This is a genomic window from Gelidibacter algens (assembly GCF_001678675.1).
GTDB classification, from domain to species: Bacteria; Bacteroidota; Bacteroidia; order Flavobacteriales; family Flavobacteriaceae; genus Gelidibacter; species Gelidibacter algens.
Genome location: NZ_LZRN01000005.1, coordinates 86251 through 111368 on the forward strand (window position 1 = coordinate 86251; position 25118 = coordinate 111368).

General features: G+C 38.0%; 19 protein-coding genes. 3 read left to right on the forward strand and 16 right to left on the reverse strand.

Translation table 11 applies throughout. The features are described 5' to 3' along the window. Nucleotides 1-402: 402 nt before the first annotated feature. Genes A9996_RS03530 through A9996_RS03540 form a run of 3 tightly spaced genes read left to right on the forward strand, consistent with a single transcriptional unit; the run spans nucleotide 403 to nucleotide 3036 of the window. Nucleotides 403-1428, forward strand: coding sequence for an outer membrane beta-barrel protein (locus A9996_RS03530; protein ID WP_066430925.1), 1026 nt, complete (start codon nucleotides 403-405; stop codon nucleotides 1426-1428). A 25-nt stretch (nucleotides 1429-1453) separates the two neighbouring features. Next, the gene (locus A9996_RS03535) at nucleotides 1454-1792 is read left to right on the forward strand and encodes a P-II family nitrogen regulator (RefSeq protein ID WP_066430927.1); all 339 of its coding nucleotides are present in this window, start codon (nucleotides 1454-1456) and stop codon (nucleotides 1790-1792) included. 11 nt (nucleotides 1793-1803) lie between these two features. Continuing rightward, a complete protein-coding gene (locus A9996_RS03540) occupies nucleotides 1804-3036 on the forward strand; it encodes an ammonium transporter (RefSeq protein ID WP_066430929.1) in 1233 nt (410 codons plus the stop codon). Nucleotides 3037-3149: 113 nt separating this feature from the next. Here A9996_RS03540 and A9996_RS03545 read toward each other — a convergent pair whose 3' ends face one another. The 16 genes from A9996_RS03545 to A9996_RS03620 form a co-directional block, all read right to left on the reverse strand. Beyond that, entirely contained in the window at nucleotides 3150-5729 is a 2580-nt protein-coding gene (locus A9996_RS03545; protein ID WP_066431120.1) for a phosphoenolpyruvate carboxylase, read from the reverse strand. 163 nt (nucleotides 5730-5892) lie between these two features. After that, nucleotides 5893-7707, reverse strand: coding sequence for an SLC13 family permease (locus A9996_RS03550; protein ID WP_066430930.1), 1815 nt, complete (start codon nucleotides 7705-7707; stop codon nucleotides 5893-5895). A 25-nt stretch (nucleotides 7708-7732) separates the two neighbouring features. Continuing rightward, nucleotides 7733-11404: a ShlB/FhaC/HecB family hemolysin secretion/activation protein gene (locus A9996_RS03555; RefSeq protein WP_245905266.1), complete on the reverse strand. Its 3672-nt coding sequence runs from the start codon at nucleotides 11402-11404 to the stop codon at nucleotides 7733-7735. 170 nt (nucleotides 11405-11574) lie between these two features. Beyond that, on the reverse strand, nucleotides 11575-12420 hold the full coding sequence (locus A9996_RS03560; protein WP_066430934.1) for an alpha/beta hydrolase family protein: 846 nt from the start codon (nucleotides 12418-12420) through the stop codon (nucleotides 11575-11577). Nucleotides 12421-12441: 21 nt separating this feature from the next. After that, on the reverse strand, nucleotides 12442-13731 hold the full coding sequence (gene flxY / locus A9996_RS03565; protein ID WP_066430935.1) for a flexirubin biosynthesis putative acyl-CoA ligase FlxY: 1290 nt from the start codon (nucleotides 13729-13731) through the stop codon (nucleotides 12442-12444). Continuing rightward, nucleotides 13728-15407 (reverse strand): C45 family peptidase, encoded by a 1680-nt coding sequence (locus A9996_RS03570; RefSeq protein ID WP_066430937.1) that lies wholly within the window; start codon nucleotides 15405-15407, stop codon nucleotides 13728-13730. The genes flxY and A9996_RS03570 overlap by 4 nt, the downstream gene beginning before the upstream one ends. Beyond that, nucleotides 15400-16284: a cupin-like domain-containing protein gene (locus A9996_RS03575; protein WP_066430939.1), complete on the reverse strand. Its 885-nt coding sequence runs from the start codon at nucleotides 16282-16284 to the stop codon at nucleotides 15400-15402. The genes A9996_RS03570 and A9996_RS03575 overlap by 8 nt, the downstream gene beginning before the upstream one ends. 202 nt (nucleotides 16285-16486) lie before the next feature. Beyond that, entirely contained in the window at nucleotides 16487-18925 is a 2439-nt protein-coding gene (locus A9996_RS03580) for an MMPL family transporter (RefSeq protein WP_066430941.1), read from the reverse strand. 3 nt (nucleotides 18926-18928) lie between these two features. Beyond that, the gene (locus tag A9996_RS03585) at nucleotides 18929-20116 is read right to left on the reverse strand and encodes a DUF2062 domain-containing protein (protein WP_066430945.1); all 1188 of its coding nucleotides are present in this window, start codon (nucleotides 20114-20116) and stop codon (nucleotides 18929-18931) included. A gap of 14 nt (nucleotides 20117-20130) precedes the next feature. Continuing rightward, complete coding sequence (locus A9996_RS03590) at nucleotides 20131-20514, reverse strand: ApeI family dehydratase (RefSeq protein ID WP_146608926.1); 384 nt, start codon at nucleotides 20512-20514, stop codon at nucleotides 20131-20133. Nucleotides 20515-20638: 124 nt separating this feature from the next. Next, nucleotides 20639-21274: a flexirubin biosynthesis/transport protein LolA2 gene (gene lolA2 / locus A9996_RS03595; RefSeq protein ID WP_066430949.1), complete on the reverse strand. Its 636-nt coding sequence runs from the start codon at nucleotides 21272-21274 to the stop codon at nucleotides 20639-20641. Further along, on the reverse strand, nucleotides 21264-22031 hold the full coding sequence (locus tag A9996_RS03600; RefSeq protein WP_066430951.1) for a polysaccharide deacetylase family protein: 768 nt from the start codon (nucleotides 22029-22031) through the stop codon (nucleotides 21264-21266). Before A9996_RS03600 ends, lolA2 begins: the two co-directional genes overlap by 11 nt. Then, a complete protein-coding gene (locus A9996_RS03605; protein WP_066430953.1) occupies nucleotides 22028-23047 on the reverse strand; it encodes a beta-ketoacyl synthase chain length factor in 1020 nt (339 codons plus the stop codon). Before A9996_RS03605 ends, A9996_RS03600 begins: the two co-directional genes overlap by 4 nt. Continuing rightward, nucleotides 23044-24234, reverse strand: coding sequence for a beta-ketoacyl-[acyl-carrier-protein] synthase family protein (locus A9996_RS03610; protein ID WP_066430955.1), 1191 nt, complete (start codon nucleotides 24232-24234; stop codon nucleotides 23044-23046). Before A9996_RS03610 ends, A9996_RS03605 begins: the two co-directional genes overlap by 4 nt. 10 nt (nucleotides 24235-24244) lie before the next feature. Continuing rightward, entirely contained in the window at nucleotides 24245-24502 is a 258-nt protein-coding gene (locus tag A9996_RS03615; RefSeq protein ID WP_066430957.1) for a phosphopantetheine-binding protein, read from the reverse strand. Further along, nucleotides 24499-25116 carry a 3-oxoacyl-ACP synthase gene (locus A9996_RS03620; protein ID WP_066430960.1) on the reverse strand — a complete coding sequence of 206 codons (618 nt, stop codon included), beginning with the start codon at nucleotides 25114-25116 and terminating at the stop codon, nucleotides 24499-24501. The genes A9996_RS03615 and A9996_RS03620 overlap by 4 nt, the downstream gene beginning before the upstream one ends. Between the last annotated feature and the right edge of the window lie 2 nt (nucleotides 25117-25118).

Here is a 25118-nt window from a genome sequence, read left to right on the forward strand (position 1 = left end):
TTCTAATATATATTCAAAAACTTGATATTTAAAATAGTAGGATCACTTTTCCGAGATTGATAATGAGACGTCCTTTAATTGTGAGATACTCAATTTGAGGGGTCTCAAATTCTTGTATTCTCAATCCATTTAATTGATTTGTTTTCAGTTTATGTTAAATTATCCTTAGTGTTTTTCATTCTTACCTGAATTTTATCCATCAAAATAAAACATTTTAGCACAATCCTTCATTATCAATAATGTCGATTTATCAATTTTTCATAATAAATTAATGTTACCCCATAAAATATATGGGTTTAAAAACTGTATTTCATAAAAATAAACAATTGACCCCTATTAAATTAGGGGTTGAAACAAAATATTATATAGATTTGATTTCTAAACTTCAAAAATCCAATCTTTATGAAATCAAAATTTACAGGTGTGATTCTTCTGTTTACGCTGTTCTTATCGGCACAAGAAGAAAGTGAAAAAAAATTCACCATCGGCGGAAGTGTTGATGCCTATTTTAGAACAAATTTGACAGGACCAAATGAGGCCTTTGAAGATGACGATGGCAGCAGCTATTTTTTGAACCCAGGAACTTCGTTTGCCAATAGAAGTGGTTTTAGTCTCGGCATGGCCAATGTTATAATTAGTTATGAGGGAGAAAAAGTAGGTTTTGTGGCAGATTTGGTTTTTGGTCCTAGAGGAGAGGATGCCGTTTTCTTGTCTACAGGTTCTGCCAATATTCTCAATCAGCTCTATGCGTATTGGAACGTGAGTGACAAAGTGCGATTGACCTTAGGTAATTTCAATACCTTTTTGGGTTATGAAGTTATTTCTCCTGTAGGGAATTTTAATTACAGCACTTCTTACATGTTTTCAAACGGACCGTTTTCTCATACTGGTTTGAAGGCAGATTTTACGCTTTCAGATGATTTTTCTTTACTACTTGCGGTTATGAACAGTACAGATTATACCGAGATCAATCTTGACGGCAGCTACACGCTCGGTGCGCAATTGGGCTATAAGGACCAGTATCTTAATTTTATTTACGGCAATCAAACGGGAAATTCTGAAGCCACTTTTCAGGTAGATTATACTGGAGGAACAGATGTGAGCGATGCTTTTTTCTTGGGCATCAACGCGACCTACAATGATACTGATGGCAGTGGCTTCTATGGCGCAGCATTATACCCTAAATACACCATATCAGATGCTTTCGGTTTAGGATTAAGAGGCGAGTATTTTGGATTTCACTATGATGGTTTTGATGATGATACTGTTTTTGCGGCAACATTATCAGCCAATTACACCATTGAAGACTTAACGATAATTCCTGAACTACGTTTGGACAGTTGGTCAGACGACACCTATGTAAACACCGATTTTGAGCCAACAAAAAGTTTGGCATCCTTCTTAATTGCTGCCGTTTACAAATTTTAAAAAACTAACTATAAATAAAATTTTCATGAAAAAAATAGAAGCAATCATCAGGAAATCTAAATTTTCTGAAGTTAAAAAGGCACTACATGAAGTAGGAGTCAATTTCTTCTCCTATTGGGATGTTACCGGATTGGGCAATGAAAAGGAAGGCCATGTATATAGAGGCGTTTCTTATAGTACGAGCGATATACAAAGACGCTATTTATCTATTGTGGTCAATGATGATTTTGAGGCAGTGACTGTCCAGGCCATTTTAGAATCTGGCGCCACTGGAGATGTTGGTGATGGCAAAATATTTGTCTCTCACATTGAAGAGGTTTATAGAATACGTACTGGTGATAAAGGAGGAGATACTTTAAAATAAAACAATAAAATATGGAATTACTTACTACAAATAACGTATGGATGATGATCTGTACAGCACTGGTTTTCTTTATGCATTTAGGCTTTGCACTCTTGGAAATTGGTTTGACACGTCAAAAGAACACCTTGAATATTTTATTCAAGAACATATTCATTATTACAATGGGTTTACTTCTTTACTGTCTTGTTGGATTCAATTTAATGTATCCAGGGGAGTTTAATGGTGTTCTTGGTTTTGCAGGTTTTGGATTGGACGCCCCGTTAACCACTGAAGGCGCATTGGACTTGACCTATAATGCAGGTTATACCTATTGGACTGATTTCTTGTTTCAAGGTATGTTTGCCGCTACAGCAGCAACCATAGTATCTGGAGCAGTGGCAGAACGCATGAAGATTGGCCCATTTATGGTGTTTGCTATCCTTTATGTAGGATTAATTTACCCTATTGCGGGCTCATGGAAATGGGGTGGCGGATTTTTGCAAACGCTAGAAACCCCTTTCTATGATTTTGCAGGCTCTACATTAGTCCATTCCGTAGGTGGTTGGGCCGCTTTGGTAGCCGTTTGCTTATTGGGCGCCAGGATTGGAAAATTTAAGGACGGGAAAATACAAGCGATACCAGGTCATAATATTCCGTTGGCAACAGCAGGGGTTTTAATCTTATGGTTGGGCTGGTTTGGCTTTAATGGTGGCTCTGTGCTTTCAGCTGATCCAGCATTAACGTCTTTGGTACTAGTAACCACCTGTTTGGCAGCAGCGGCAGGAGGAGTTGTAGCCGCTTTAGTGTCTGCCATTAAATTTAAGAACTTAGATTTGACCATGTTTTTGAATGGTATTTTAGGTGGATTGGTCGGTATTACCGCAGGCGCAGACCAAATGAGTCCTTTAGATGCTATTGTTATTGGAGCGATTGCAGGCATTATTATTGTTTTTGCGGTGTCCTTAATTGATCGACTTAGGTTGGATGATCCGGTTGGCGCTATTGCGGTGCATCTAGTGTGCGGTATTTGGGGTACTCTAGCTGTCGGAATTTTTGGAAACCTCGCTGGAGGCGCACAGTTTGTGAGCCAATTGATTGGAGTAGCATCTTATGCAGGCATTTGTATTGTGTCTTCTTTTGTAATTCTGTTTATTATGAAGAAAACCGTTGGCATTAGAGTTTCAGAAATTGAAGAAATAGAAGGTTTGGACGCTCATGAACATGGAATGGAAGCGTATCCAAATTTTAGGATGAATGATAATTAGAATGTTATAGGTTTTATTTTTGATATGAAAAACCCCAACGTAAAAGCTGTTGGGGTTTTTTGTTTTTGGGTGCAGGTTGTGTTTAAATTTAAGTATCCTATTCTTTCAGCATCTTAAGCCGAGTTTCTACTCGCATTGATATTCCCAAATAAAGAACGCATCACAATCTTCTCGTAAACCTTTATCTGTGCTTCATCTCTAGGCGACTCTTTTTCCAATTCTTGAATTTTCTTCAAGGCAAACTGTTGGATGGTCAATAATGGAAGCACAATAGATTCCCTAACGTTAATGGAGGCCTTACCTGCGGGTTCTTCCTGCATCAATTCGGTGTAGCCTGTTAATTTAAGGATCAAACGTTTTGTGATGATGTATTCATCGTGGATAATATTCCAAAATTCGCCATACTCAGGATCATCAGACATGTATTTTGTCAAATCAAAAAACGATTTTGAGAGCGACATCATACTGTTTTCAATCAGTGTCTTGAAGAAGCTTGAGGTTTTGAACAGATGTTGAACTTTTTCAAATTCGTCAGCATCTTCATAATGCTTCAATGCTGTTCCAACACCAAAGAATCCTGGGACGTTTTGTTTAAGTTGGCTCCATGACCCTACAAAAGGGATAGCTCTTAAATCTTCAAAAACCAATCCTTCAGATTTTCCACGCTTGGACGGTCTGCTTCCAATATTGGTCTTAGCATAATATTTTAAGGTACTCATGTTCTCTAAATAAGAAATGAATTTTGGGTGCGATTTAAAGTCACTATAAGCTTTATAGCTCAAGGTTGCCAATTTGCCCATAACTTCTCTGTTTTCTGGTTTCATACGCAAATCAGCATCACTCATACTGTTAGAAATACCAGAACTGATCAGTTGTTCCAAGTTGTATTGTGACGAATCCAAAGTACCAAAATTAGAACTGATGGTTTGTCCCTGTATGGTCAATTGCACCTCTTTGTCTTCAATAGTTGGCCCTAATGATGCATAAAAATTATGGGTTTTTCCACCACCACGAGCAGGAGGTCCACCGCGCCCATCAAAGAAAATTGCCGTCACGTCGTACTTTCTTGAAATTTCTGTAAGGCGTTCTTTCGCTTTGTAAATGCCCCAATTGGCCATTAAATATCCACCATCTTTGGTACCGTCACTAAACCCAAGCATTATGGTTTGCCTGTTGCCTCTTGATTTTAAATGTGCAGCATATTCAGGATTTGTATAGAGCTCTTCCATCACATCATGGGCGTTTTCCAAGTCAGTAATTGTTTCAAAAAGAGGACCGATATCCACAGTCAATTTATCGTGGAATGCTACCAATTTCAACATGGCAAACAACTGCATGACGTGCAGCGTGCTTTGGTTGTTGCTAATAATATATCTGTTTGACGCCTGTTCGCCATTGTTTTCCTGAATGGTTTTTATGGCGGTAATGGTTTGTAGGGTTTTGAGCGTCTCTTCATCTTTAATCAATGATAAGTCAATTTTTCCCTCAATTTTGGAGAGGACATCCACTTGTTCATTCGGAGAAAGATCGAAATAATTCTTCGGAAAAATAGTACTGGCATTAGCCAATAACGTTTCTACCAAATCTTTAAATACCTTCTCGTGCGCACGACTGTCCTGACGGATGTCCAAGGTTGAGAAATGGAATCCGAAAAGATGCATTTTATTGATCAAACTGTTGATTTCTGAAACGTATAAGGATTGATGGCCTTCAATGATCACCTCTTTAATTGCATTTAATTCTGCTTTAAAACTTTCTAAGGTCAATTCAGACGTATTGCCAATCATAAGTTCATACAGTTCTTTTTCAAGTACTGACATGCGCTCCTCAATACCCGTAAACGTTAATTTTCGTTTCAGCCTTCTGATATCGCGATAGTAATTTTTAATGATGGTTTCTTTTAAACGCGCTGCCACTTTAAGGGTGATTTCTGGAGTGACAAAAGGGTTTCCATCTCTATCACCACCGGGCCAAAAACCAATATTGATAATGTTGTTGTCTATTTGTTTGCCATCAAAAATGTTCTGTTGGATATAGTCAAAAATGTCTCCAAAAGATTTATAAAATACGTTCTCCAAATACCAGATCAAACTAACGGCTTCATCATAGGGCGTTGGTTTTTTATGTTTAAAAAATGGTGTCTTTCCTAATTGGGCGAGTAAATCGTTGATACGAAGTAGATCATTTTCTTTTATAGCTTCGGTCAGATCTGTAATAATTCCTAAAACAGCACCTGGATAAAATTGGGTAGGATGTGCTGTTAACACAATGCGGACTTTAAATTCTTCCAAATATTTTTGGAGCAATTCCATTTTGTTTTCGGCAGTAGCACTTTCCTTTAAACTTCTCAAAGTACCAATCCCGTCCATATTGTTGACTTTTGAGAATGCGGCATCTTCAATAGCATCAAACAACACCACTTGGCGTTCAATATACTGAATAAAGCGAAAGAGCAAATTGATTTGACTTTCTGGTGAACGTCGCGCCTGGTATTTTTTAAAGAATGTATTGACAATAGTGGTAGGATCATCGCCATCACTAAATCCTTTTTGGCAAGTTTCATGAAACAATGGCAAAAGAACACCGGTTTTTGTGACGGCATCAAATGGTAAAGTCATGAAAATACCGTTGTAGATTTGATATTTTGATAAAACACTTTGATTGAATCGCGTTAATTTTGGCTGTGTTGACATATTTTTAAATTTATTTGAACCCTTAAAATTACTAAAGCTAAGCGTAACACTTTGACCCATTTACAATTTTTAGTGAATAACGAAATTATATAGGCCTAGGTTTAGGATATCGCAATAAAGTAGGGACTAACATGTTGAAATCATAGGCTATCTCAAAAGAATTTTATGCCTTTTGAAGCATTGTGGACAATAATAGGGTGCCGACAACTAATAGAATAATTGACAATAAACCTCCAATAATCAAGAAATGTTTGAATTTATAAGCCCCTGTTCCGTAAATGAGCGTATTGGTTTGATAGCCCATAGGTGTAAAAAAGCTAAAGTTAGCAGCAAACATGACCGCCAAAATAAAGGGTTTAGCAGGCAAATCCAGTCCGGCAGCAAGCGTGATGGCAATGGGTGTGATAATGACCGCCGTGGCATTATTGGATATAAAACCACTCATGATCATGGTAATACCAAAGAGTACTCCTAAAATGATGATGTTGTTCTGACCTGTTAGTAAATCCAATAACAACTTAGAGATCCATATATCCGTTTGAGAATTGTTCATGGCTATCCCCAACGGAATCATGCCTGCCAATAAAAAAATGATTTGCCAGTTGACCTTTTTATAAATTTTTGATAAATTAATGCAATCCGTTACGAGCAACAATGCAACTCCAGTTAAAGTGCTCGATAGAATTGATAAGACGCCACTTGCTGCCAACCCGACTACCATGACCAACGCAAATAAACTAATGGCGCGTTTGTATGGGTTGATGTTATAGTCTTCTTCATGATGTCTCAAAACGATAGTATTATCTAGAGAATATAGATGTTGTATTTCTTCCTTTTTTGCCTTTAGAAGTAATTTATCCCCCGCCTGCAAGTTGGTGTTCTTAATTATTTTGGGAAGGTTTAGACGCATCCCTTTCTGGAAGAGTTTTCTATTTTGAATGCCCAAAGGTCTTGCAATATTATAGAGCAGATTTTTAATTTCAGAGAAGGACTTATCTATAAATTCTGAGCCGGGAAGAATGAGCAACTCAACATAGCTGTAAACATTGTTTTTCTCTTCATCTGTCTCAGTCTCATCAGGAATGTGCAATTCGGTTTCAGCGGTAAGCGTAAACTCATTTTTTGAGATGGAAGCATAGGCTTTAACATCACTTAAAACGACTAACTTATCATTAGCTCTTAAGGTTGTGTTGGGTCCTGGATTGTCATTAATGATATCATTGCGAATAAGTTTTAAAACCCTAATATCTGGATTCTTATAAAACTTGGCGTCAGAAAGAGCAGTACCCACAAGTTTCGATTCTGGTTTAACCGTAAGCGTAAATAAAAAGGTATTGTCAATAAAGGTTTCCACCAGTTCATCACTGTTTGATTTTGGTAACCATCTGCTTGCAATGGTCATAAATACAATACCCACGGCTAAGAGTATAAGACCGTACACCGTAAATTCAAAAAATGAAAATTGTTCTGCACCTAACTTTTTTGCCACTGAATTTACCAAGAGATTGGTGGAGGTTCCCATCAAGGTGCAGCTGCCACCCAAGATACCTGCAAAGGAAATAGGCATCAATAGTTTTGGCGCTGAGAAATTATATTTTTCTGAAAGCTGCGCAATAATTTTTATAAAAATGACCACAACAGCGGTGGTACTAATAAATGCCGAAATAGATGCCGATATGAGCATAAATGCCGGAACCAATAACACCATGGGTAAAATTTTGAGTCTTTTGATTGACTGGGTCAAGAGATCGATAACACCATTTTCTTCTAGCCCAATTGAAAGAATCATGAGCATTAGAATGGTTATTGTTGCCGGACTTGAAAACCCGCTAATAGCTTCCTCCGGGGTGGTCAATCCGGATAAAACGAGCGCCACTATGATAAGAAATGCAATCTTATCAATAGGCAAAGCTTCAGTTGCAAAGAGTAGAATGGTTACCCCCAGAATGACAAATACAAGGATGATCTCAAAACTCATGGCACCGAATTTTTCAACGGATTAACTAAAAACCAAAACCTAAGCCTACCTGGATGATGGCATCTTCTTCAGATAGAAAATAACCGGCATTAACTGAAAACGCATTCAAACTGCCTATCCAAAAACCACCGCCAAAAGAGTTGTGCCATGTATCAGAATCATCACTTGGAACCCATACACGGCCATAATCAAATCCTCCAAAAACCCCAATGGTTATTGGCGTTACTGCTGTTACATACTGTTTGAGGCGCAATTTAAGATCTGTGCTGTGATAAAAGGATGTTTTACCTGAAAAGCGCTCATTTCTGTAGCCTCTCAACCCGGTGTCTCCACCTATGGATTGTGCGTGATAAAACAAATAATCTTCTCCAAAATTGGTTCTGATCTCAGCTTTTGAGCCTAATACCAAGTCTCCTGATGGAATTAATTTCTTGTCGAAACCTAATTTTAAGGCAGCATATCCAAATTGATTGTTGTCTAATTTAAGGTTTTTCTTGTAACCAAGCAGCGCTTTAAAATAAAGTCCGCGCGTTGGAAAGTCCAAGGCATCAACATTCTCGTACAAAATATCTGCCTCAGCACCTACATAACTCTGGTTGTCAAAAATTGATTCTTCAAAATTAGTAGTGTTAAAAAATCGGTTCGGGTTGTCCTCAACCTTATAGTTTTCAAAAAGCGCATTAAAATGGATACTTCTATAGGCTATTCCTGTTGTTAATTTTAGTTGCTGTATTCGCGCCCTATTGAAATCTCTACCAACGGCATCTTCATCATACTCAGAATCATTGCCATAACCAAAAAAGTTATTGGAAAATTTCGCACTGGTATAATAGCCACTGGCTTCAAAATTCCAATTAGGGATGATGTTGGCAAAGGTGCCAGCATACTCTAGTTCAACGGCACTAAAATTGAAAAAGTAATTGGCAGATAGGAAGTGCTTGTATCTAAAATCTTCCCCATTAAATCCGTGATTGGTATAAGTGTCCTTCGCACCCAAAAACAACCCATCATCCGTTCTGAATCCTAAATTTGGGAAAAAGACATTCGTATTCTCTTTGAACTCACGGTAAGAGAACGTGTTGGTTTCATAAAGTGGTGTAAATTGTTTGGCAGGCGTTTTATCCGTAAATTCAGCCTTTTCGTGTTTCCAATCATAGACCTTCAACTTTCTACGATTGCTGATATCGAAAACATCATCACCATAACCGCCAACCAAGCGTATCATAATTTCACGATTCCCGTCTCCAGAAACTTCAAAGGCATCATCATCATTCAAACCGTAGATCCAGATTTCTTTTGTGGCATCTTTATTAAATATACGCTCATAAAACACAGGGTTAGGAGCATCCGTTTTTAAACGTTTCATAACCACTTTGGTCTTACCTTCTGGTAGTCTCGTTATTTCTATTTTATCATCTTTATGGGTCCCGTGAATAACCACTACTTGCTGCATTCTGTCGCCATAGCGCTTTGCAATGTCATCAAGATTCTTTAATCGGCCTTTGAGTTTGTTTTTGATATCTTCAGAGGCCTCATCCTGAACTTCAACTGGCAACCTTGTAAAAGCTTGATCAATGACTTGATCATTCATTTTAGCCTGGATTATTTTAGCTTCTTCCACCCATACCGAGGTATCATATTTGTTCAATAATGCCATATCTAGGTTGTTGCCTTCAGCATTAAACCATTTTACATTTTTTATATCCGTGTCATAAGATTGCCAAAAACGAACGTCAGGAAGCAGCATTTTAATTATTGGAATAGCAACCCCGTCAAACTTAGAGAAGGCGGCGTCCCGGTCTCTTGGGATTGGGATAAATCTGATATCATCATCACTGATTTCATATTCATTCCAACGCCATTGGTCATGATGACGGTCCCAATCTCCAATTAGCATGTCAAATAATCGTGCACGAATATATGCGCGCTGATCAATGGTATATTTTTCGTCTTCATTTAATTTTTCCAGAACATCAGTAGTACTTTCATTATTGACTATTTCTCCTTCTTCTTCAGGGTTTGAGCGGTTGAATCCCTCGTAATCACTTTGTTCATCATTTGATCGCTCTTCAATAAAGTACAGTTGGTCGCCGTAAGCATCTCCCAAAAATTTAAATCCCGGTTGTTTTGGTAAGTAATACAATTGCGTGTTGGCGTGATTGATACCTGCTGATTTTGCCAAAGGGTCAATGACCAATTGCATGTAAGGATGCGTAGTGGTGAAGAAATCTGAGATTGCAGTTTCCGGAAAAGTACCTCTAAAATCTTCTTCCACGTAAGCTATTCCTGGAACCTTAAATCGCAGGAATTTTAGTGCATCTTTTTCAAGACCTCGCATTGCGTATTCCCGATTCTCGGCATCAACAAGTCGTGCTGAATAAGATTGATGTCCGCCGCCTTGTTGCGTGATCTCTAAACCGGAGTATAAGGTATCCAATATCGCTATATTTGCGGTGACCGGTGTCCCGAAATAACTTCGGTAACGTTCTCCCCAAATAAATTTATAGAAACCAGATTTATCCAGCTTATCTTTATTGGTGGTAATAGGTAGTGTTTTGGTGGTTTCAGAAAATGACGGAATTGGGTATTCTTTTTCCTTTTCTGGGAATTTTTGGTTCATTTCAAAAGCAAAGGTGTCTTGTTCTGTGACAAAATTGACATCTGAAGTGCCGTCTTCATAGTAATTAATCACAGCAAAACCTTTTTCACCGTAACTAAACTTACCTTCAAAATCCAACGAACCACCAACATTGGCAATGGTGCCTTTAGAAAGTTTGGTGGCCGTGCGTGAACCTAATGAGCCACTTATAATTTGCCGAATATTATTGCTTGCAAGATATTGCAAACTCTCCTCATGTCCTGATACAATAGTCACACGATCATTGTCCTGCACTAAAGAACTGATGACCGTACGTAAATAATTATAGCGATGGGAATTGAGACGCTGTTTGGAGAAACCACCCAAATTTACAAATTCATGAACAATATTTCCAACTATTGGCAAGGGTGTGATACTTTCTAAAAAAGTTTGACTTCCGGCATATTTTCCATTACTGAAAATAGGATGGTGCATCACGATCAAAAGGTTTTTACCTCGTGAATCTTTGATGTAACCTTCAAATGCTTCATTGAATCTGCGCTTGGTATTAATATCTGTACATTTTTTATTGATGCCCTCTACATGGTCCCAATTGATGGAAAACCAGTTGGAATCTACATATAAAATGTCTAAAGTTTCATTGACTTCAACGTATTCTAAAGGACAAACGTTGTTGGGCTGTACTTCAAAATTTTTGATATTGTTGTCCTTCAAATAATCTTCAACCCATTCAATTTCATTGGTGTTATTACTACTCCATTCATGATGGCCAGGTATGAAAACGGTATGGCCTTTAAAATCTTTGGCGATATCAATTTGAGTTTTTATATAAGATTCCCTTGTGCTTTTGTCCGCATTTTTAGGGATATAATCACCAGTATAAAGTAAGGTGCTCTTTTTGTCAGCTTTATTTAAATAGGAGGTCAAAAGTTGTTGCAGCTCAACATTGGCATCTGTTGCTTCCGTACCAAGTCCGCCCGCCACAAAAAATGTATGGATAGGTTTTTTTGTGGCGGTATCTGATTTTAAAGAGATTTTAGATTGTGGTTTATATGTAGCACAAGCTGCTATAGTAACAAAAAATGAAAGTATTAGCATTTTGTTCGCAGTGTACTTCAAAGCGTTTTTTATCATAAAAATTAAATTGTTCTTATTAGAAAGAATTATTATAAATATTAAAGATCTAAAAAAGTGTGCATACTATGAATTGTTTCAAACTTGTGCGTCCCCATTTCAGATTATTGTTAACTGCAATGTTTGGACGGACATCAGGCTTGATTAATAAATTCCATACTTTTTTGCACTACGGACTCTAAAGGTTTTGGAAGATTTTCTTTTCGCCAAGGATGTGATGCGCCAAAAACGTGGTCACTTTTTTCTATAGGAAAGAGGATACTGTCCGTATTCCATGCGTGCAAATGTTCAGCTTCTTCGTATGCTACCGAAGGATCTTCCTTTGCATGAATAATGAGATGCGGAATGTCTAGCCTTTTAACTGCTTTTTCGATATTTAAACGTGTTTCATTCGCCTTAAAATCTTTATAAAATTGGTAATTATGAGGCATTTGTTGTTTGGTCCTGCCGTTAAGCACGTATTTGACGCCTGCAGATTTCCATTGCGCTATTTCATTGGATGTGCCATTTCTTTGTCCAAAGTCGCTCACACCTGCCCAAGTAATCAATTTGGTAATTCTAGCATCTTCTGAGGCTTTTAGAGTTGCAATGCCACCCCCACGCGAATGGCCTATGAGGATGAGTTGATTGGGATCGATTTCAGCATAATACGAGTTGTCCATGGAATGTAGAAAGCTGATGAGATCTTCCAAATCTTCCAATTCTTTGGAATAATTATTCTCAGCAAAAGCTTCCAAATCTGGAAAATCAATCGGTTGCTCCATCGTACCACCGTTGTGCGAGAAATTGAATTTCACAAAAAACAACCCGGCTTCAGAAAACGCCTCGGCTACCAAATCCCAAGCGCCCCAATCTTTAAAACCTTTATAGCCATGGCAAAAAATAACCAAGGGCTTCTGGGTTTCACTAGCTTTATAAAAAGCATCCCAAAGTATCGGTTTCTTGTGTTCTCTTTTTAAGATGTGCTGTTTGTGTGTCATGATACCGTTAAAAATACTGTATTATTTTCGTTTGTCAATAACCAATACTGGTTTTCGGCTCAATTTTGGAAAACGCAGTGCATCAATTTCCTTTTTGTCACACCATTCTAGTTTTGGAGTGACACGCAATTTGGCTCTAAAATGATCTTTTATTTGACCTAATAAAGATTCTGAAGGTACATTTGACGCTATTTTTATTAAAATTTCATCTGTTCCTATGGTGTTGTGACTAATTTCAATAACAAAACTTTCTAATTGATTAAAATTATTGAGAACATTTTCCATGGCAGGAGGGTACAACGTGGTGCCTTTGTATTTTATCATTTGCTTTTTTCTTCCGGCAATTGGTCCCAGCCTAAGCGTAGTCCGGCCGCACTGACAAGGTGAATGATGGGCTTGCATCATATCGCCAGTTTTGAAACGCAATAATGGCATGGCTTCAACACCTAACGTAGTAATGGTCAATTCTCCAATAGCACCTTCTTTTACAGGTTGGTTGTGTTCATCCAAAAGTTCAGTAATGATCAGTTCGGGATGCAGGTGGCCACCTTGCTGTGCCTCACATTCTGTAAATGCAGTGCTCATTTCGGTAGACGCATAGGTGGAAAACAAATCTATTTGCCAATGTTCTGTAATTTTTTGGCCTAAGGTATTGAGGCTAAAATCGTCATTCCTGAACGCTTCGCCAATGCAGATGGCGCCTTTTATGCCAGACGAATTTAAATCAATATGATGCTGTTGTGCATATTCAATCATTTTCAATAAAAATGACGGTACAACGATGAGGTAGGTGGGTTGAAATTTCAAAATGGAATCCCATTGCAATTCTGGAATTCCGGCGCCTACTCTTATAATTGCCGCGCCCAATTTCCGAACACCTAAAAAGTAGGCCAATCCGGCCATAAAACGTCGGTCCATGGTGGTCATTAATTGTAACACATCTTCTGATTTTACACCAGCACAAGCAAAGGAAATAGCTTCATTATAAGCCAAACGCTCCAAATCAGCATCGGTTAATGCAAAGGTCACAGGATCTCCTAAAGTGCCTGAAGTAGTAACATAATCTATGATTTTTGATTTGGGAACGCAGATAAAATCGTCATCAAAACGTTGTAGATCATCTTTTGTGGTGACTGGAATTTTTGTTAGATCTTCAAGCGTCTGAATCTCTGAAATAGAAATAGAATGCTGCTCAAAATGCCGTTTGTAAAAGGGTGAATTTTGGGACAAATAATCTAAGGCCTCTTTCAATTTGGCTTCCTGAAATGCTTCTATTTCTGCTGCAGATTTGGTCTCTATATCAGGAATCATTTGAGTTTTCGTTTTGATTTTTTGATGTATTTAGCAATTTGTTCTTCATCAGGGAGTGTGGTGATTTCCATTGTAGAAGCCGTTTCAAAATTCTTTAGCGCTTTAGCATAGTGCTTATGTTGATAATAATAACGTCCTGCAAGATAGTAGGCTTTCCAGTAATTTGGATTTAGTTCCGATAGCTTTTGAAGGTCTCTCTCGTCAATGTTTCCTTTTTGTTTTATAATAGCCTCCACTTTTCGTTCTAAAATCCGATACGCTTCATAGTTTTTATAAGCTTCAGTTTCGAGAAATGGATCTTTAATAATGTTCAACGCTTGATTTGATAGCGTTACTACAGACGGATTGCCGCTTCTATCCCCGAAAGCCGTATTCAAATCATAAGCCACAAACGTACCCAATTGGTATGGATTTGCGGACACCCAAACCTTTAATTCTTCGGGCTTAAAAACAATGCCATGATGTGCTAGCAGTTTGTTCAGAGCCTTTTCATTCCCATAACCTATCGCTTTATCATTTAAACCGTCTTTATTTCTCAATATCGCAACTGCTTTTTCAGGGTTCATTTTAACTTTTTCTTCAAGCAATTGCAACATTCTGTCATATCGGTATTGTGAATGGCTGTTTTTGATGGTGTTTTTATTGCGTCGGTCTTTTTTATATGCTTCGCTCTGAAAATGGTTGGAGCAAATTAATTCATCCGAATTTTCCACATCGTAAATACCAAAATTCTGCGGCGAGACTTCAATCACCACCGCTTTATGATCAATGGCGCTGCCTACCATAATAGCTTCAGATACAAAAACTTCACGCTTTTTGGCAATGGCAATAGCTTCATCAATGGTAGCGGCGTATTGCAGAATTTCACGAGTGACAATTGAAATTGGTGTTTTGGCAACCCATGGAATCTGGGATTTCCCAGCATTGAGTGTCACGGTTAGGCCTTTTTCATTCATTCCAGAAACCACACCAATAAATCCGCTCCAAGAGATGGACATGAATTTATAACCTTGATCCGGATTGATAAATGACACCACTTTATCTTCTGCAAAATCATCGCCAGCGTAGAAGTCGAAGTTTCTGCCAATCAGTAATTGGCCATCCTCGGTTTTTTGATCCCATGTGGCAAATGAGGTACAGCCTACCAACGCCAAATCTTGCAGTGAATGTCCAATATCATGCGCAGCATGAAGGTAGAGCGCTCTCAAATAAGGTGTTGCAATGGCATCATGATCTTTAGACATATAGCGAGAAATGCCATAAATCTCAGATTTGAATTCGTTGGGAACATGTGTGTACATTTTGCGGTTGTACCAAGACAGAAACTTTCTCAGGAATCTTTGCCGACCTTTGGAAGGAACCAAATCTTTGATTCTATTCAAAAAAACAGCTTCCTGTCTGTAGATCACTTCTTCTGAGAGACGCCCTGAAATGAGTCCGCGTTCCAACGGATCACCTTCTACATAAAGTTCCCAAAGTCCTTGTTCGTTTTTGGTCAAAAAACTATTCCCAACAACAAAAGTAGAATCATTGATTTTGGTGCGTTCCGGAATATCAGCGTTATAACCACTGAGATCGGGAAGATTGTTAAGGGATTTTTTTATGCCACATGATGTTAAAGCCAAGGCAACGATCCCACAAAAAAATAAATGTATTATGTGATGCTTGTTATGCATCTGTATGTTGTTTTTTGAACTTTTGGTTCATACGTTTTACCATCTGCTTTTCTTTGTAATCCACCCAACCTTGGCCGATGGAGCGACGCATTACATTCTCAAATGTGCGCATCAAAACAATGTTGGAAAACAGTTTGGCCAAACGTCCTACTTTTCTTGGAAAAGCACGTAAGGTAATGGAAAACCCACCATCTAAATAGGTAATGTAGTGCCAGTAACCACTTGGCATATAAAGCGCATCGCCATGTTTCATTTCTACCGAAATTCCTTCTGCAAGTTGCAGGGCTGGATAGTTTTCAAAATCGGGAGTATCCATATCAATCGTTTCAAGATTATGGACTGTAAAAGGCACTTTATAGAGATGTTTTGCTTGGTCTGGCGCAAAAAGAGTCACCTGTTTATGACCATGAAAATGAAAATGTACCAAATCTGCCAAGTCCATATCGTAATGTGCTAAAACCTTAGATCCTTTGCCGCCAAAGAACATCACTGGTAGTTTTTTGAAAAAGTGCAATCCGATATCCGGATAAGTAATATCTTTGGTCAATTCTGGCATTTTTTGAAGCACGTTGTAGAAAAACATGCGCAAGTCAGTAGGCTGTGTTTTTAAGATTTCGATATAATCATACAGCTTCATTTTTTTTGCCGGAACTACTGAGTTTTGTCGGCCTTTGGTGGGTTCATTATTGTATAAAGGCACAATTTGATCCCCTGCCAAACTTTGAATATAATCCAGATTCCATTTTTTATAGGCAGGCCAATCTTTAGCTAAATCCTCAATTAAGACTGGTTTTTGGGGCTTGAAATACTGCTCAATAAAATCGTCTCTAGTGATGGATTTTACTCTTGTGATTGGTGTGGTCTTGATGGTTCCCATAGTTGAGATTTTTGGCGTTCGCTAAATTACTTAAAGATATTGGATTTCTGGTTTTTCTTCCAGATTGCCCTTATTTTCTCAGATGTCGTTCTTCTTGATGGTGCCTTAAAGATTTCTGCGTCCATCTGCGTTATCTGCGGGAGTACTTTTCTATTTCCCGCAGATTGCGCAGAATTTTTCAGATTCTTATAGATTTCATAATCTACGATTTTCCGCTTGCATCTGCGGGAGAACTTCTCGAAATTAAGAGTACATACAAGATCGGCTGAATCGTAAACGTGATGAACATTGCCGAAAGTATCCCAATTATTGAGATGGTCGCCAGAGAATTTAAGGCAGGATGTTTTGCAAAAATCAATACGCCAACACCCAGAATGGTTGTTAAAACCGATAAGATGATTGACGTTTTATGCGTGGTCATTGAAGATACTCCAGACCTCATGCCGTTGGTCATGAAAATACTGTAATCAACGCCTAGTCCAAAGATAAAGGTGGAAATGATGATATTAAAAATGTTGAATTCCAAATGAAATAGTCCCATGATACCAATAGTGACAAACCAAGTAATGATGATGGGAATAACAGTAACCAGCGTCAATTTCAGATTTCTGTAGAACAGCAACAATAATAGCACCACAGCAATCAGGCAATATCCCAACAGCGTGTTGAAATCATTTTTAAGATGTCCCAAGAGTGTTTCATTGATGGCCTGACGGTCAATAATGAGTGTGTTATCAGAGTTTTTGAAAGCGTTTTTTACTTTTTGAATCTTGGCTTCAGCCACATTTACCACTGAAGAAATAGTCATGAAATCCCCATCCATCGCAATAAAATCATCAATAGGGATCACATCAATCTTTTTGAAATCTTGAATCGTTAAAGGTTGAAATTCCTGATCCAATAATTCGTAAAATTCTTGAAAAGTGGTGGGTTTGAATCCGAATTCACTTCCATTTTCAACCAAACGAGATTGCGTTTGCGCTTTGATCTCTGGAGTCCAAAAGCTGTTCCAACGCTCAATATCAGCTTGCTGTTTTTTATCTGAGGTCACCAAAGCACCCACAGAATTATAGCCCAAAACATCATGGTCTTTTTCTAACTCCTGAAGCTTATTGAAAATTTGATCATTAGTTTCAAGCACCATCTGTTCTTCATTTCCAAAAGCAATCACATATAAGGACTTTGAAGAGATATTGATCAATTTATCCAAAGTCGCTTCCGCAGATTTGAGCCGTTCTGGTTGAAAATTTAGATTTGAAATGTCTTTGTTAAAGACCACACGCTGATAGGTGAATGCGCTTAAAATAAGAAGCGCAGCAACAGTTCCAATAAAGATTTTGTTTTTATGAAACTCATAGGACGCCAATTTGTCTAAATGAGATGTTCTGGAAGTAGGTGTAGTTGTGCTCTTATATACTTGCGGTATAAAAATAAGCGCAAATATTGAAGCGCCAACGACGCTAATAGCTGCGAAAATACCCAAATCCTGAAGCGCTTGAGAATCTACAAACAGCAGACATAAAAATGCTAAAGCGGTAGTTAAACTACTCATTAAGATGGGTTTTGAAACGCCATCAAAAAGTTCTTCAACCGTTTCATTATTTCGGATGTGCGTCAGGATGTGCAACGAATAATCTAAGGTGACGCCTAAAAGTACGGCGCCAATTCCCAAAGAAATAACAGAAATTTCAGAGCGGATTATTGATAAAATAGCAATGGCCAATAAACCGCCAAAAAGTGTGGGTATAAATAGAATAATGGGGATGGTCAATTTTCTATAAAAAACGATAAAAACAACCATGAGTAAGACCATGGCAATGGTTACCGTTACCTGAATATCGCTTTTTATCTGTTGTGCATTGGCCACGGCAATCAGCGTTCCACCAAAATAAGAACTCTTCACTTTGTCCGTAAAAACCGCATTTAAATTTTCTTGAAGTTGATAGAGTTGTTCTGAAAAGATAGCGTTTTGAGAGGTGTTATTGCTAGAATATGCTGGAGTGATAAATAGTAATACATGCTGCTCATCCTTGCTGATCAAAAATCCGTCTTTAAGTGTGAAATCATCTGAAATTCCAAGTTCTTGCAAATGTTTTATAGCCATCAAAGAAATTCCCAAAGGATCTTTGACGATGGTTTTTTTGGCGACAATCCCTGAAGGTGAAATCAGGGTTTTATAATTGTTCTCGGTAATTTTGGCAATGGAATCTGGATATAATTTATCTGAAATGCTCTGATAATCGGTCTCTTTTAAAAAAAGGGGCACGTTGTAGTAGACAAAATCTAAGGTTTCAAATATAGTTTCGTCCTCTATTTTACCTTGAATATCCTTTACATAGAGGTTTGAATTTTTAGAAAGGGAATCTAAAAACCGAGTGGCATAATCTGTCAAATCATCGGTAGAGCCATTTTGCGCTTTCTCAATATTAACAATGATCTTATCTGCAAATTCTGCCGTTTTCAATACTTTTTGCAGGTGCTCATTTTCAGAATTGGTAGGAATCAATTTTGAAATGTCTTCATCAAACTTAAGCGTGGAAGCCATCCAAATGAGGATTCCAAAAACAACAACCAAGATGATGCTAAAAACGAACTTTCGTCGTTGTAGGGTTTGATATAATGTGTAGAAAAATTTAGCCATGGGTCAGCATTTTTTTCTATCGATTATTAAAAAGAACAAATAGCCCAACACACCAAAAACTAGTGCTGAGGTTGTGGATAGGACAATACTGCCCACAAGGTAAGCTTCCAAGTGTTGCATTAAATCAAAATTATCTCGAATGCCTTCTAACGTGTAATAGGATTCAATCCCCAAAATCCAATTGCCAACCTGTAAACTGATTAAAAGTACCAGCGGAATAAGTGGAGGCAAGCTGATATTTGAAAATGCAAAGGCAATAACCTTATTGAGATTTGACACTATGGCCAAAGAAATAACGATGAGGGTTTGAAAACCCCAAAGTGGCGATAAACCTATAAAGACGCCTAAAGCAATAGATAGCGCTTTCTTTCTTGGCGAATCTTGATTTCTTAAAAAATCTTCAAAGAAGAATCGTTTTAGACCTTTTTTTTTTAGTTTCCTAAAGAGGTTTCGGGGAGTTATGTAAAACAGTCTTAACATTAAAAACCAGGTGTAGAGGACAACCATTCTTGCAATATCCTTAAACGGCCGGAAGTGGGAAACACGTTCATTCAAGTCATATAGTACTTTGATAGGTACGTGTACAATGGCAATACCAGCCCAATAGGATTTGACAATAGCTTCAATTTCAAACTCAAATTTTCTGGTAGCCTCCATGAAGTTGATCTTGGCCATGTCTTTGATGGGATATAGGCGAAATCCTGATTGCGAATCCTGGAGTTTGAGTCCTGTGGCGGCTTTCATCCAAAAAGTGGACACCCGATTGCCTTTGGCACTGGTGGCCAGAACATCGGCAGTGTTCATATTCCGATCGCCAATCATTAAGAGGCTTTTATTTTTTGAAGTCTCAAGCGCCTCAATAAAATTTGGAATATCTGAAGGAAAATGTTGCCCGTCCGTATCTAAGGTAATCGCATAATCAAAGCCTAAACTGACAGCATGTTTAAAACCAATTTTTAAGGCATGACCCTTTCCAATATTTTGAGGCTGATGGAGTTGGACGATATTTGGATATTTTTTTAAAATTTCCAAGGTATTGTCCGTTGAGCCGTCATTGACGATAATGATGTCTTTGGTGAATTCCAAAACGCCATTGATGACCCGTTCCAAAGTGTTCTGATTGTTGTAAGTGGGCAAGACTACACAACAGCGATAGAATTTTATTTTGGAATGAATTTCAGCGAGTGTCATGATTGTGACCGTAATTAGTGTTTGACAAAGGTAACATTACATTTTAATACTGGCGTTCCGTCCTCAAAAGATGTGGTATTTTTTACCTTGATATATTGCGAGTCTTCCTGAATTATGATGTCAAATTTTAAGGTGGCGTTTACATTTGGATCAACAAGAGATAAAAACTTAACATTAGAAGCCGATTCTAAAAACAATGATAGACGAAGGTGGTTTTCAGTAAGTTCTTTAAGTATTTGAAGCATTGCAACGCCAGGAGTTACCGAGAGATTAGGAAAATGCCCTTCAAAAATGGGATGCTCTTTTTGGATTTCGATAGTTGCTGAGAAAGAGTTTGCTTCTAAAGATTCAGACTTTACGATCGTGTAGAAGTTTTTTAGTAGCATATTATGTTTCAACTAAGGATTTTTACTTTTTTTTTATCTCGCAGAGGTGCAGAGGTGCAGAGGCCCAAAGTTCAAAACCTTTTTAAAATTCGCTTGCAATGATTCTCCGGGTCTCTGCGCCTTTGCGAGCATTTATTTAATTCTCAAAAGCAGCCTCTGAAACCTTCGTATTCACTTTTCGATTCTGAAAGGTAATCAATGTGTAATCATCATTCGGTTCAATCAATTTGACCTCTTTGACTTCTGCCGTAGCATTGGAAAATTTCAGTTCAAAAGATGCGATAAACTTTTTCATGCGTTTATCTTTCGGAACAAATTGCACCAAATAACCCACGTCAGATTTAAAATAGGCCAAATCAAACTGAGAGTCATCAAACATGTCGCCTTTAATGCTGTTTATAATCAATGAATTTAAACTTCTGAATAGTTTATTGGAGCTCAAATCAACTTTGTCTTTCTTCCCTGCGTTGCTCACCAAAAGTTGGTCATCCTTAAAAATAGCACTATTTCGATAAGGTTTCAGATATTCCCATTTCACAAGATTTGGTGCTTTAAAAACAAGTTTTCCCTCTGAAGAAATGTCATTATCCAAGACGCTTAAATGTTTGGTCTGAGTGAAATCGCTGACAATTGTTTGGGTGTTTCGCGCTGTTTTTTGAACTTTAGCTTTGAATTCTTTTTGTTCTGATGCTGAGAGCTTTGACTGGGAAATCCCGCGGAAACCAAATATTACAGCGAATGCAAAAAGAAGAATAAAAGGTCTATTTTTCATGGAGAAGTTCATTGATTGTTACTGCTTGGTAATTCTGTTTTTCGAGGAATTGCAATAAATGTTCCAAAACTGGCAAGACGTTCTTTTGTTTGTCGTGTAATAAGATAATAGCGCCTGGTTTGATGTGTTTGGAGATGCTCTTGACGATGCGTTCAGGATTTTTGGTAACCGTATCATAAGACCTAATATTCCAACCAATTACCTCATGTTCCGTAACTTTTAAAGCCTTTGCCAATTTGGGCGTGGTCACTCCAAAAGGCGGTCGGAATAGCGTTGATTTTTTGTTAGTTATTTTACGAATGGCATTATCGGTTTGTTTGATTTCATGCAACCAATTTTCTGTAGAATTGAAATCAATCGTGACATCATGCGAAAACGAATGGTTCCCAATATCGTGGCCATCTTCTGAAATCGCCTTCAAAATTGTAGGATGTCGTTCAATGTTTTGACCGATGCAGAAAAAGGTGGCCTTAGCGTTATAATTCTTTAAAATAGCTAATACCTTCAGAGTAAATTCTAGGTTTGGACCATCATCAAATGTAATGGCGATTTTTTTCTCTTTTAGATTTTTATTGAATGTAAACGCTTTCAGATAAAAATTCCCGCTCAATACAAATGAACCCATGGCCATGACTAAAAACCAAACTACAAAAAGTAGTAAATACCACCACAATGCAATCCCAGTGATCGTATCAAGAATTATCAAAAGCAAGAAGAGTCCAATTGTTGCGAACGTTGTGATCCTGAAATTTTTCATCGTTTCAACAAGATAAAACTATGGTCGCGACCTTTAAACTGGTTGTAAAGTAAAATAGTATTGATTTCAGATGTTGACTCATCTTTGTAAATTAAGGGTTTAGGAATTTCCTGTCGATTTAAAATCTCATAAGCTGCCCATAATCCGAAAGATGAGGCGGTGTAAAATTCGCCACTCAAATGTTTGTAATGGAGTTCAGTTGCGTTTTCAAAAAAACTGGAGGCACTGTCATAATAGACATCAAAGGCGTCACCATTTCTACCTGCGATTAAAACGTCAATTTGAAAAGGTTCAATCTTATTTCTCAATAAAAAGCCCTTTAAATTTTCCTGAAGTTTTTCTTCGGATGCGGTACTGCAAACTTCCATATCCACTAATTGAATGGCGGCTTCTTTAGCTTCCGAGGAGACCACAAAAAATGAAGCACCTTCACTAAAAGGTACCTGAATTCCAGAAGAATCACGGTCTTCCATCAATCGGACATAGTTGATGATTTCTTTGCCCAATTCATCGACGCCGCCCACTAAAACATGTTTGCCTTCATCTTGTTGCAAGAGCAGTTGCGCATCCAAAAGTGCCGATTCAAAAGACAAAGCAGCATGGACATAGGTGTTATTATAGGCCTTACAGTTCAAACCCAAAGCAATTTGTGCACCAACCGTATTGTGCGTGGATTGGATAAATGGGGTTGGCGTTAAAAACGCTTCCTCGTTGCTAATGATGTTGTTTAAGAATTTTTCAGTGTCTTCAATGCAGCCCATTCCTGTTCCGGTAATAATCGCATCCGGCTGTTTTAAATTGGCTTTTTCAAGCGCCTTGCTTGCTGCGGTAACTCCCATTTTGACTGCAGTAGCCATGCGTCTGGAGGCTGCAAGGGCAATATAATCTCTATAATTCGGGTAGTTTGCACTGACTGTTTTACCTGAGATGTCTTTAATTTCTTCCAAAAACCCGTAAGTATCAAAAGTGTTTTGAGCCGAAATACTTACTGCGCTATCGATGAAGACTTTTTTCATGCCTTTGAGAAAATGAGCGTAGCGCAATTGCCACCAAATCCAAACGAATTTGACAACACATGGTGCAACTCCTTTTTGACGATTGAAGTTATGGGTTTTAATCCAGTTTCAGGCATTGCGGTTTTAAAATTCAGATTTGGGAAAATGGTTTGTTCCTGTAACGCTAAAACTGAATATACAGCCTCTACAACCCCAGCAGCGGCCAATGTATGTCCTGTAAAAGCCTTGGTAGAACTAAAATCAGGAACGTCATTTCCGAAAACACGTCTATAAGCGTTACTTTCCGAAAGATCATTGTTGGGTGTGGCGGTCCCGTGGGCATTGATATAATCGATATGTTCAGGATTCAGTTTGGCCATTTTTAAGGCTTTTTGCATGGCTAAAAAAGCGCCTTCACCATTTTCAGAAGATGCCGTTTGATGAAACGCGTCATTGGCATTCCCATAACTTGAAAGGTAGGCCAAGACTTTTTTTTCTTCTTTTTGAACTACTGCATCAGATTCCAAGACCAAATAGGCTGCGGCTTCTCCTAAATTCAAACCTTTACGATCCGCATCAAAAGGTGCACAAAGGGCGTCAGATTGGATCATTAAGGTTTTGAATCCGTTAATGGTGAATTTTGACAACGCGTCTGTGCCGCCAACCACAACCCTGTCCAATTTCCCTGCCTTGATCAAACGAGCACCCAACATAATCGCATTGGCAGCTGAAGAACATGCCGTACTAATGGTGGTTACAAATTCTGTAATACCAATAGCATCTGCTATTTTTTGTGTAGAATCTCCGGCATGATGGCTTTGAATATATTTTTGAGCTTCGGTATCTGTAGCAAATTGTTTTAAATAGAGCTCCGTCATGTCCATACCACCGACAGTTGTGGCCGATATAAATCCTGTTCTATACTCTGAACTATCGGTAATATTGGCATCTTTGAGCGATGCTTTTGCGGCGAATAGTCCCAATAATCCTGTTCTTGTGTAGTTGTGATCTTCTGAGAGCTGTAATTGTTCTGTCAATTCTGCATTGGAAAACGAAATTTCACCAACTTTTATAAGCTTTGAATGCTTGGTTTGAATATGTTTTAATGAAGCAATACCACTTTTTGAAGCCAACAAAGACGTTTTATTTTCTTCAACGGAATGACCAATTGCAGAAATTATACCCATTCCGGTAATTGCAACGCCCATAGTTTTAGTGTTATTTGGCTCTTTTGTCCGCAATATAATCTGCCAAAACAGCGATAGATTTAAAAATCTCTTGTCCTTCTTTAGGATCCGTCAATTGGATGCCGTAATCTTTATCCAACATTACAATAAGTTCTAAAGCATCAATAGAATCCAATCCCAATCCATCACCAAAAAGTGCATCGTCATCCGCAATATCAGCAACGGTGAACTCTTCTAAATTCAGTTGCTCAATAATCTTTTCCTTAAGTTCTTGTTTTAACTCTGTCATGTTCTGTATAATTTCTTAATCTCATTAGGGCTATGTGCAATAATACCATTTTCTTCCACCAAATATAAAAAAGCTTCGTAATTTTTATCATCAAAATCGACCCAACCGCACAAGACTTTTTCTGCTTTATTGCGCTTTAGAAGACTTTGCGCATTGGTCCATAAATGATCGGCATTAAAGCTGTCAAAGATAAAAAAACAATTTTCAGAATGGAGCTGGTGTTTGATACTAATTTCACCGATGCAAATGTTGGGTAAGGTGTATACAAAAACAGAAGGACTAGGGAAAAAGTTATCAGGATCATCTATGGAAGCTTGATAAGTTCTATCAGTACCCAAACTTGACGCTTTGTTTGATAAAATGATGGCGATATCGTTTTCAGTATCCACGGGTAATTCAGCGTTTTTTAACAACACATCCGCCGCTAAAAATGCCAATTTGCTCAAATTATCCATTTTGTAGAATTTAGCGTAATTGGTGTGCAACTGTTGCGCTGCACTTTTTACAAAGGCTGTAAATTCTTGAATGGGGCTTGTAAACAGCAGCTTTCCATCCAATGAAACACTGTTGTTTTTAATATGGCAATAGGATGATATGTGAAAAGTTTTATCCAAGA

Excerpts from the sequence above, each read along its gene's own strand:
- flxY (WP_066430935.1), bottom strand. The coding sequence starts at position 13,731 with ATGATTCCTGATATAGAGACCAAATCTGCAGCAGAAATAGAAGCATTT.
- A9996_RS03615 (WP_066430957.1), bottom strand. The coding sequence starts at position 24,502 with ATGACAGAGTTAAAACAAGAACTTAAGGAAAAGATTATTGAGCAACTG.
- lolA2 (WP_066430949.1), bottom strand. The coding sequence starts at position 21,274 with ATGAAAAATAGACCTTTTATTCTTCTTTTTGCATTCGCTGTAATATTT.
- A9996_RS03560 (WP_066430934.1), bottom strand. The coding sequence starts at position 12,420 with ATGACACACAAACAGCACATCTTAAAAAGAGAACACAAGAAACCGATA.
- A9996_RS03575 (WP_066430939.1), bottom strand. The coding sequence starts at position 16,284 with ATGGGAACCATCAAGACCACACCAATCACAAGAGTAAAATCCATCACT.
- A9996_RS03585 (WP_066430945.1), bottom strand. The coding sequence starts at position 20,116 with ATGACACTCGCTGAAATTCATTCCAAAATAAAATTCTATCGCTGTTGT.
- A9996_RS03545 (WP_066431120.1), bottom strand. The coding sequence starts at position 5,729 with ATGTCAACACAGCCAAAATTAACGCGATTCAATCAAAGTGTTTTATCA.
- A9996_RS03555 (WP_245905266.1), bottom strand. The coding sequence starts at position 11,404 with ATGCTAATACTTTCATTTTTTGTTACTATAGCAGCTTGTGCTACATAT.
- A9996_RS03580 (WP_066430941.1), bottom strand. The coding sequence starts at position 18,925 with ATGGCTAAATTTTTCTACACATTATATCAAACCCTACAACGACGAAAG.
- A9996_RS03530 (WP_066430925.1), top strand. The coding sequence starts at position 403 with ATGAAATCAAAATTTACAGGTGTGATTCTTCTGTTTACGCTGTTCTTA.
- A9996_RS03550 (WP_066430930.1), bottom strand. The coding sequence starts at position 7,707 with ATGAGTTTTGAGATCATCCTTGTATTTGTCATTCTGGGGGTAACCATT.
- A9996_RS03535 (WP_066430927.1), top strand. The coding sequence starts at position 1,454 with ATGAAAAAAATAGAAGCAATCATCAGGAAATCTAAATTTTCTGAAGTT.
- A9996_RS03600 (WP_066430951.1), bottom strand. The coding sequence starts at position 22,031 with ATGAAAAATTTCAGGATCACAACGTTCGCAACAATTGGACTCTTCTTG.
- A9996_RS03570 (WP_066430937.1), bottom strand. The coding sequence starts at position 15,407 with ATGCATAACAAGCATCACATAATACATTTATTTTTTTGTGGGATCGTT.
- A9996_RS03540 (WP_066430929.1), top strand. The coding sequence starts at position 1,804 with ATGGAATTACTTACTACAAATAACGTATGGATGATGATCTGTACAGCA.
- A9996_RS03610 (WP_066430955.1), bottom strand. The coding sequence starts at position 24,234 with ATGGGCGTTGCAATTACCGGAATGGGTATAATTTCTGCAATTGGTCAT.
- A9996_RS03605 (WP_066430953.1), bottom strand. The coding sequence starts at position 23,047 with ATGAAAAAAGTCTTCATCGATAGCGCAGTAAGTATTTCGGCTCAAAAC.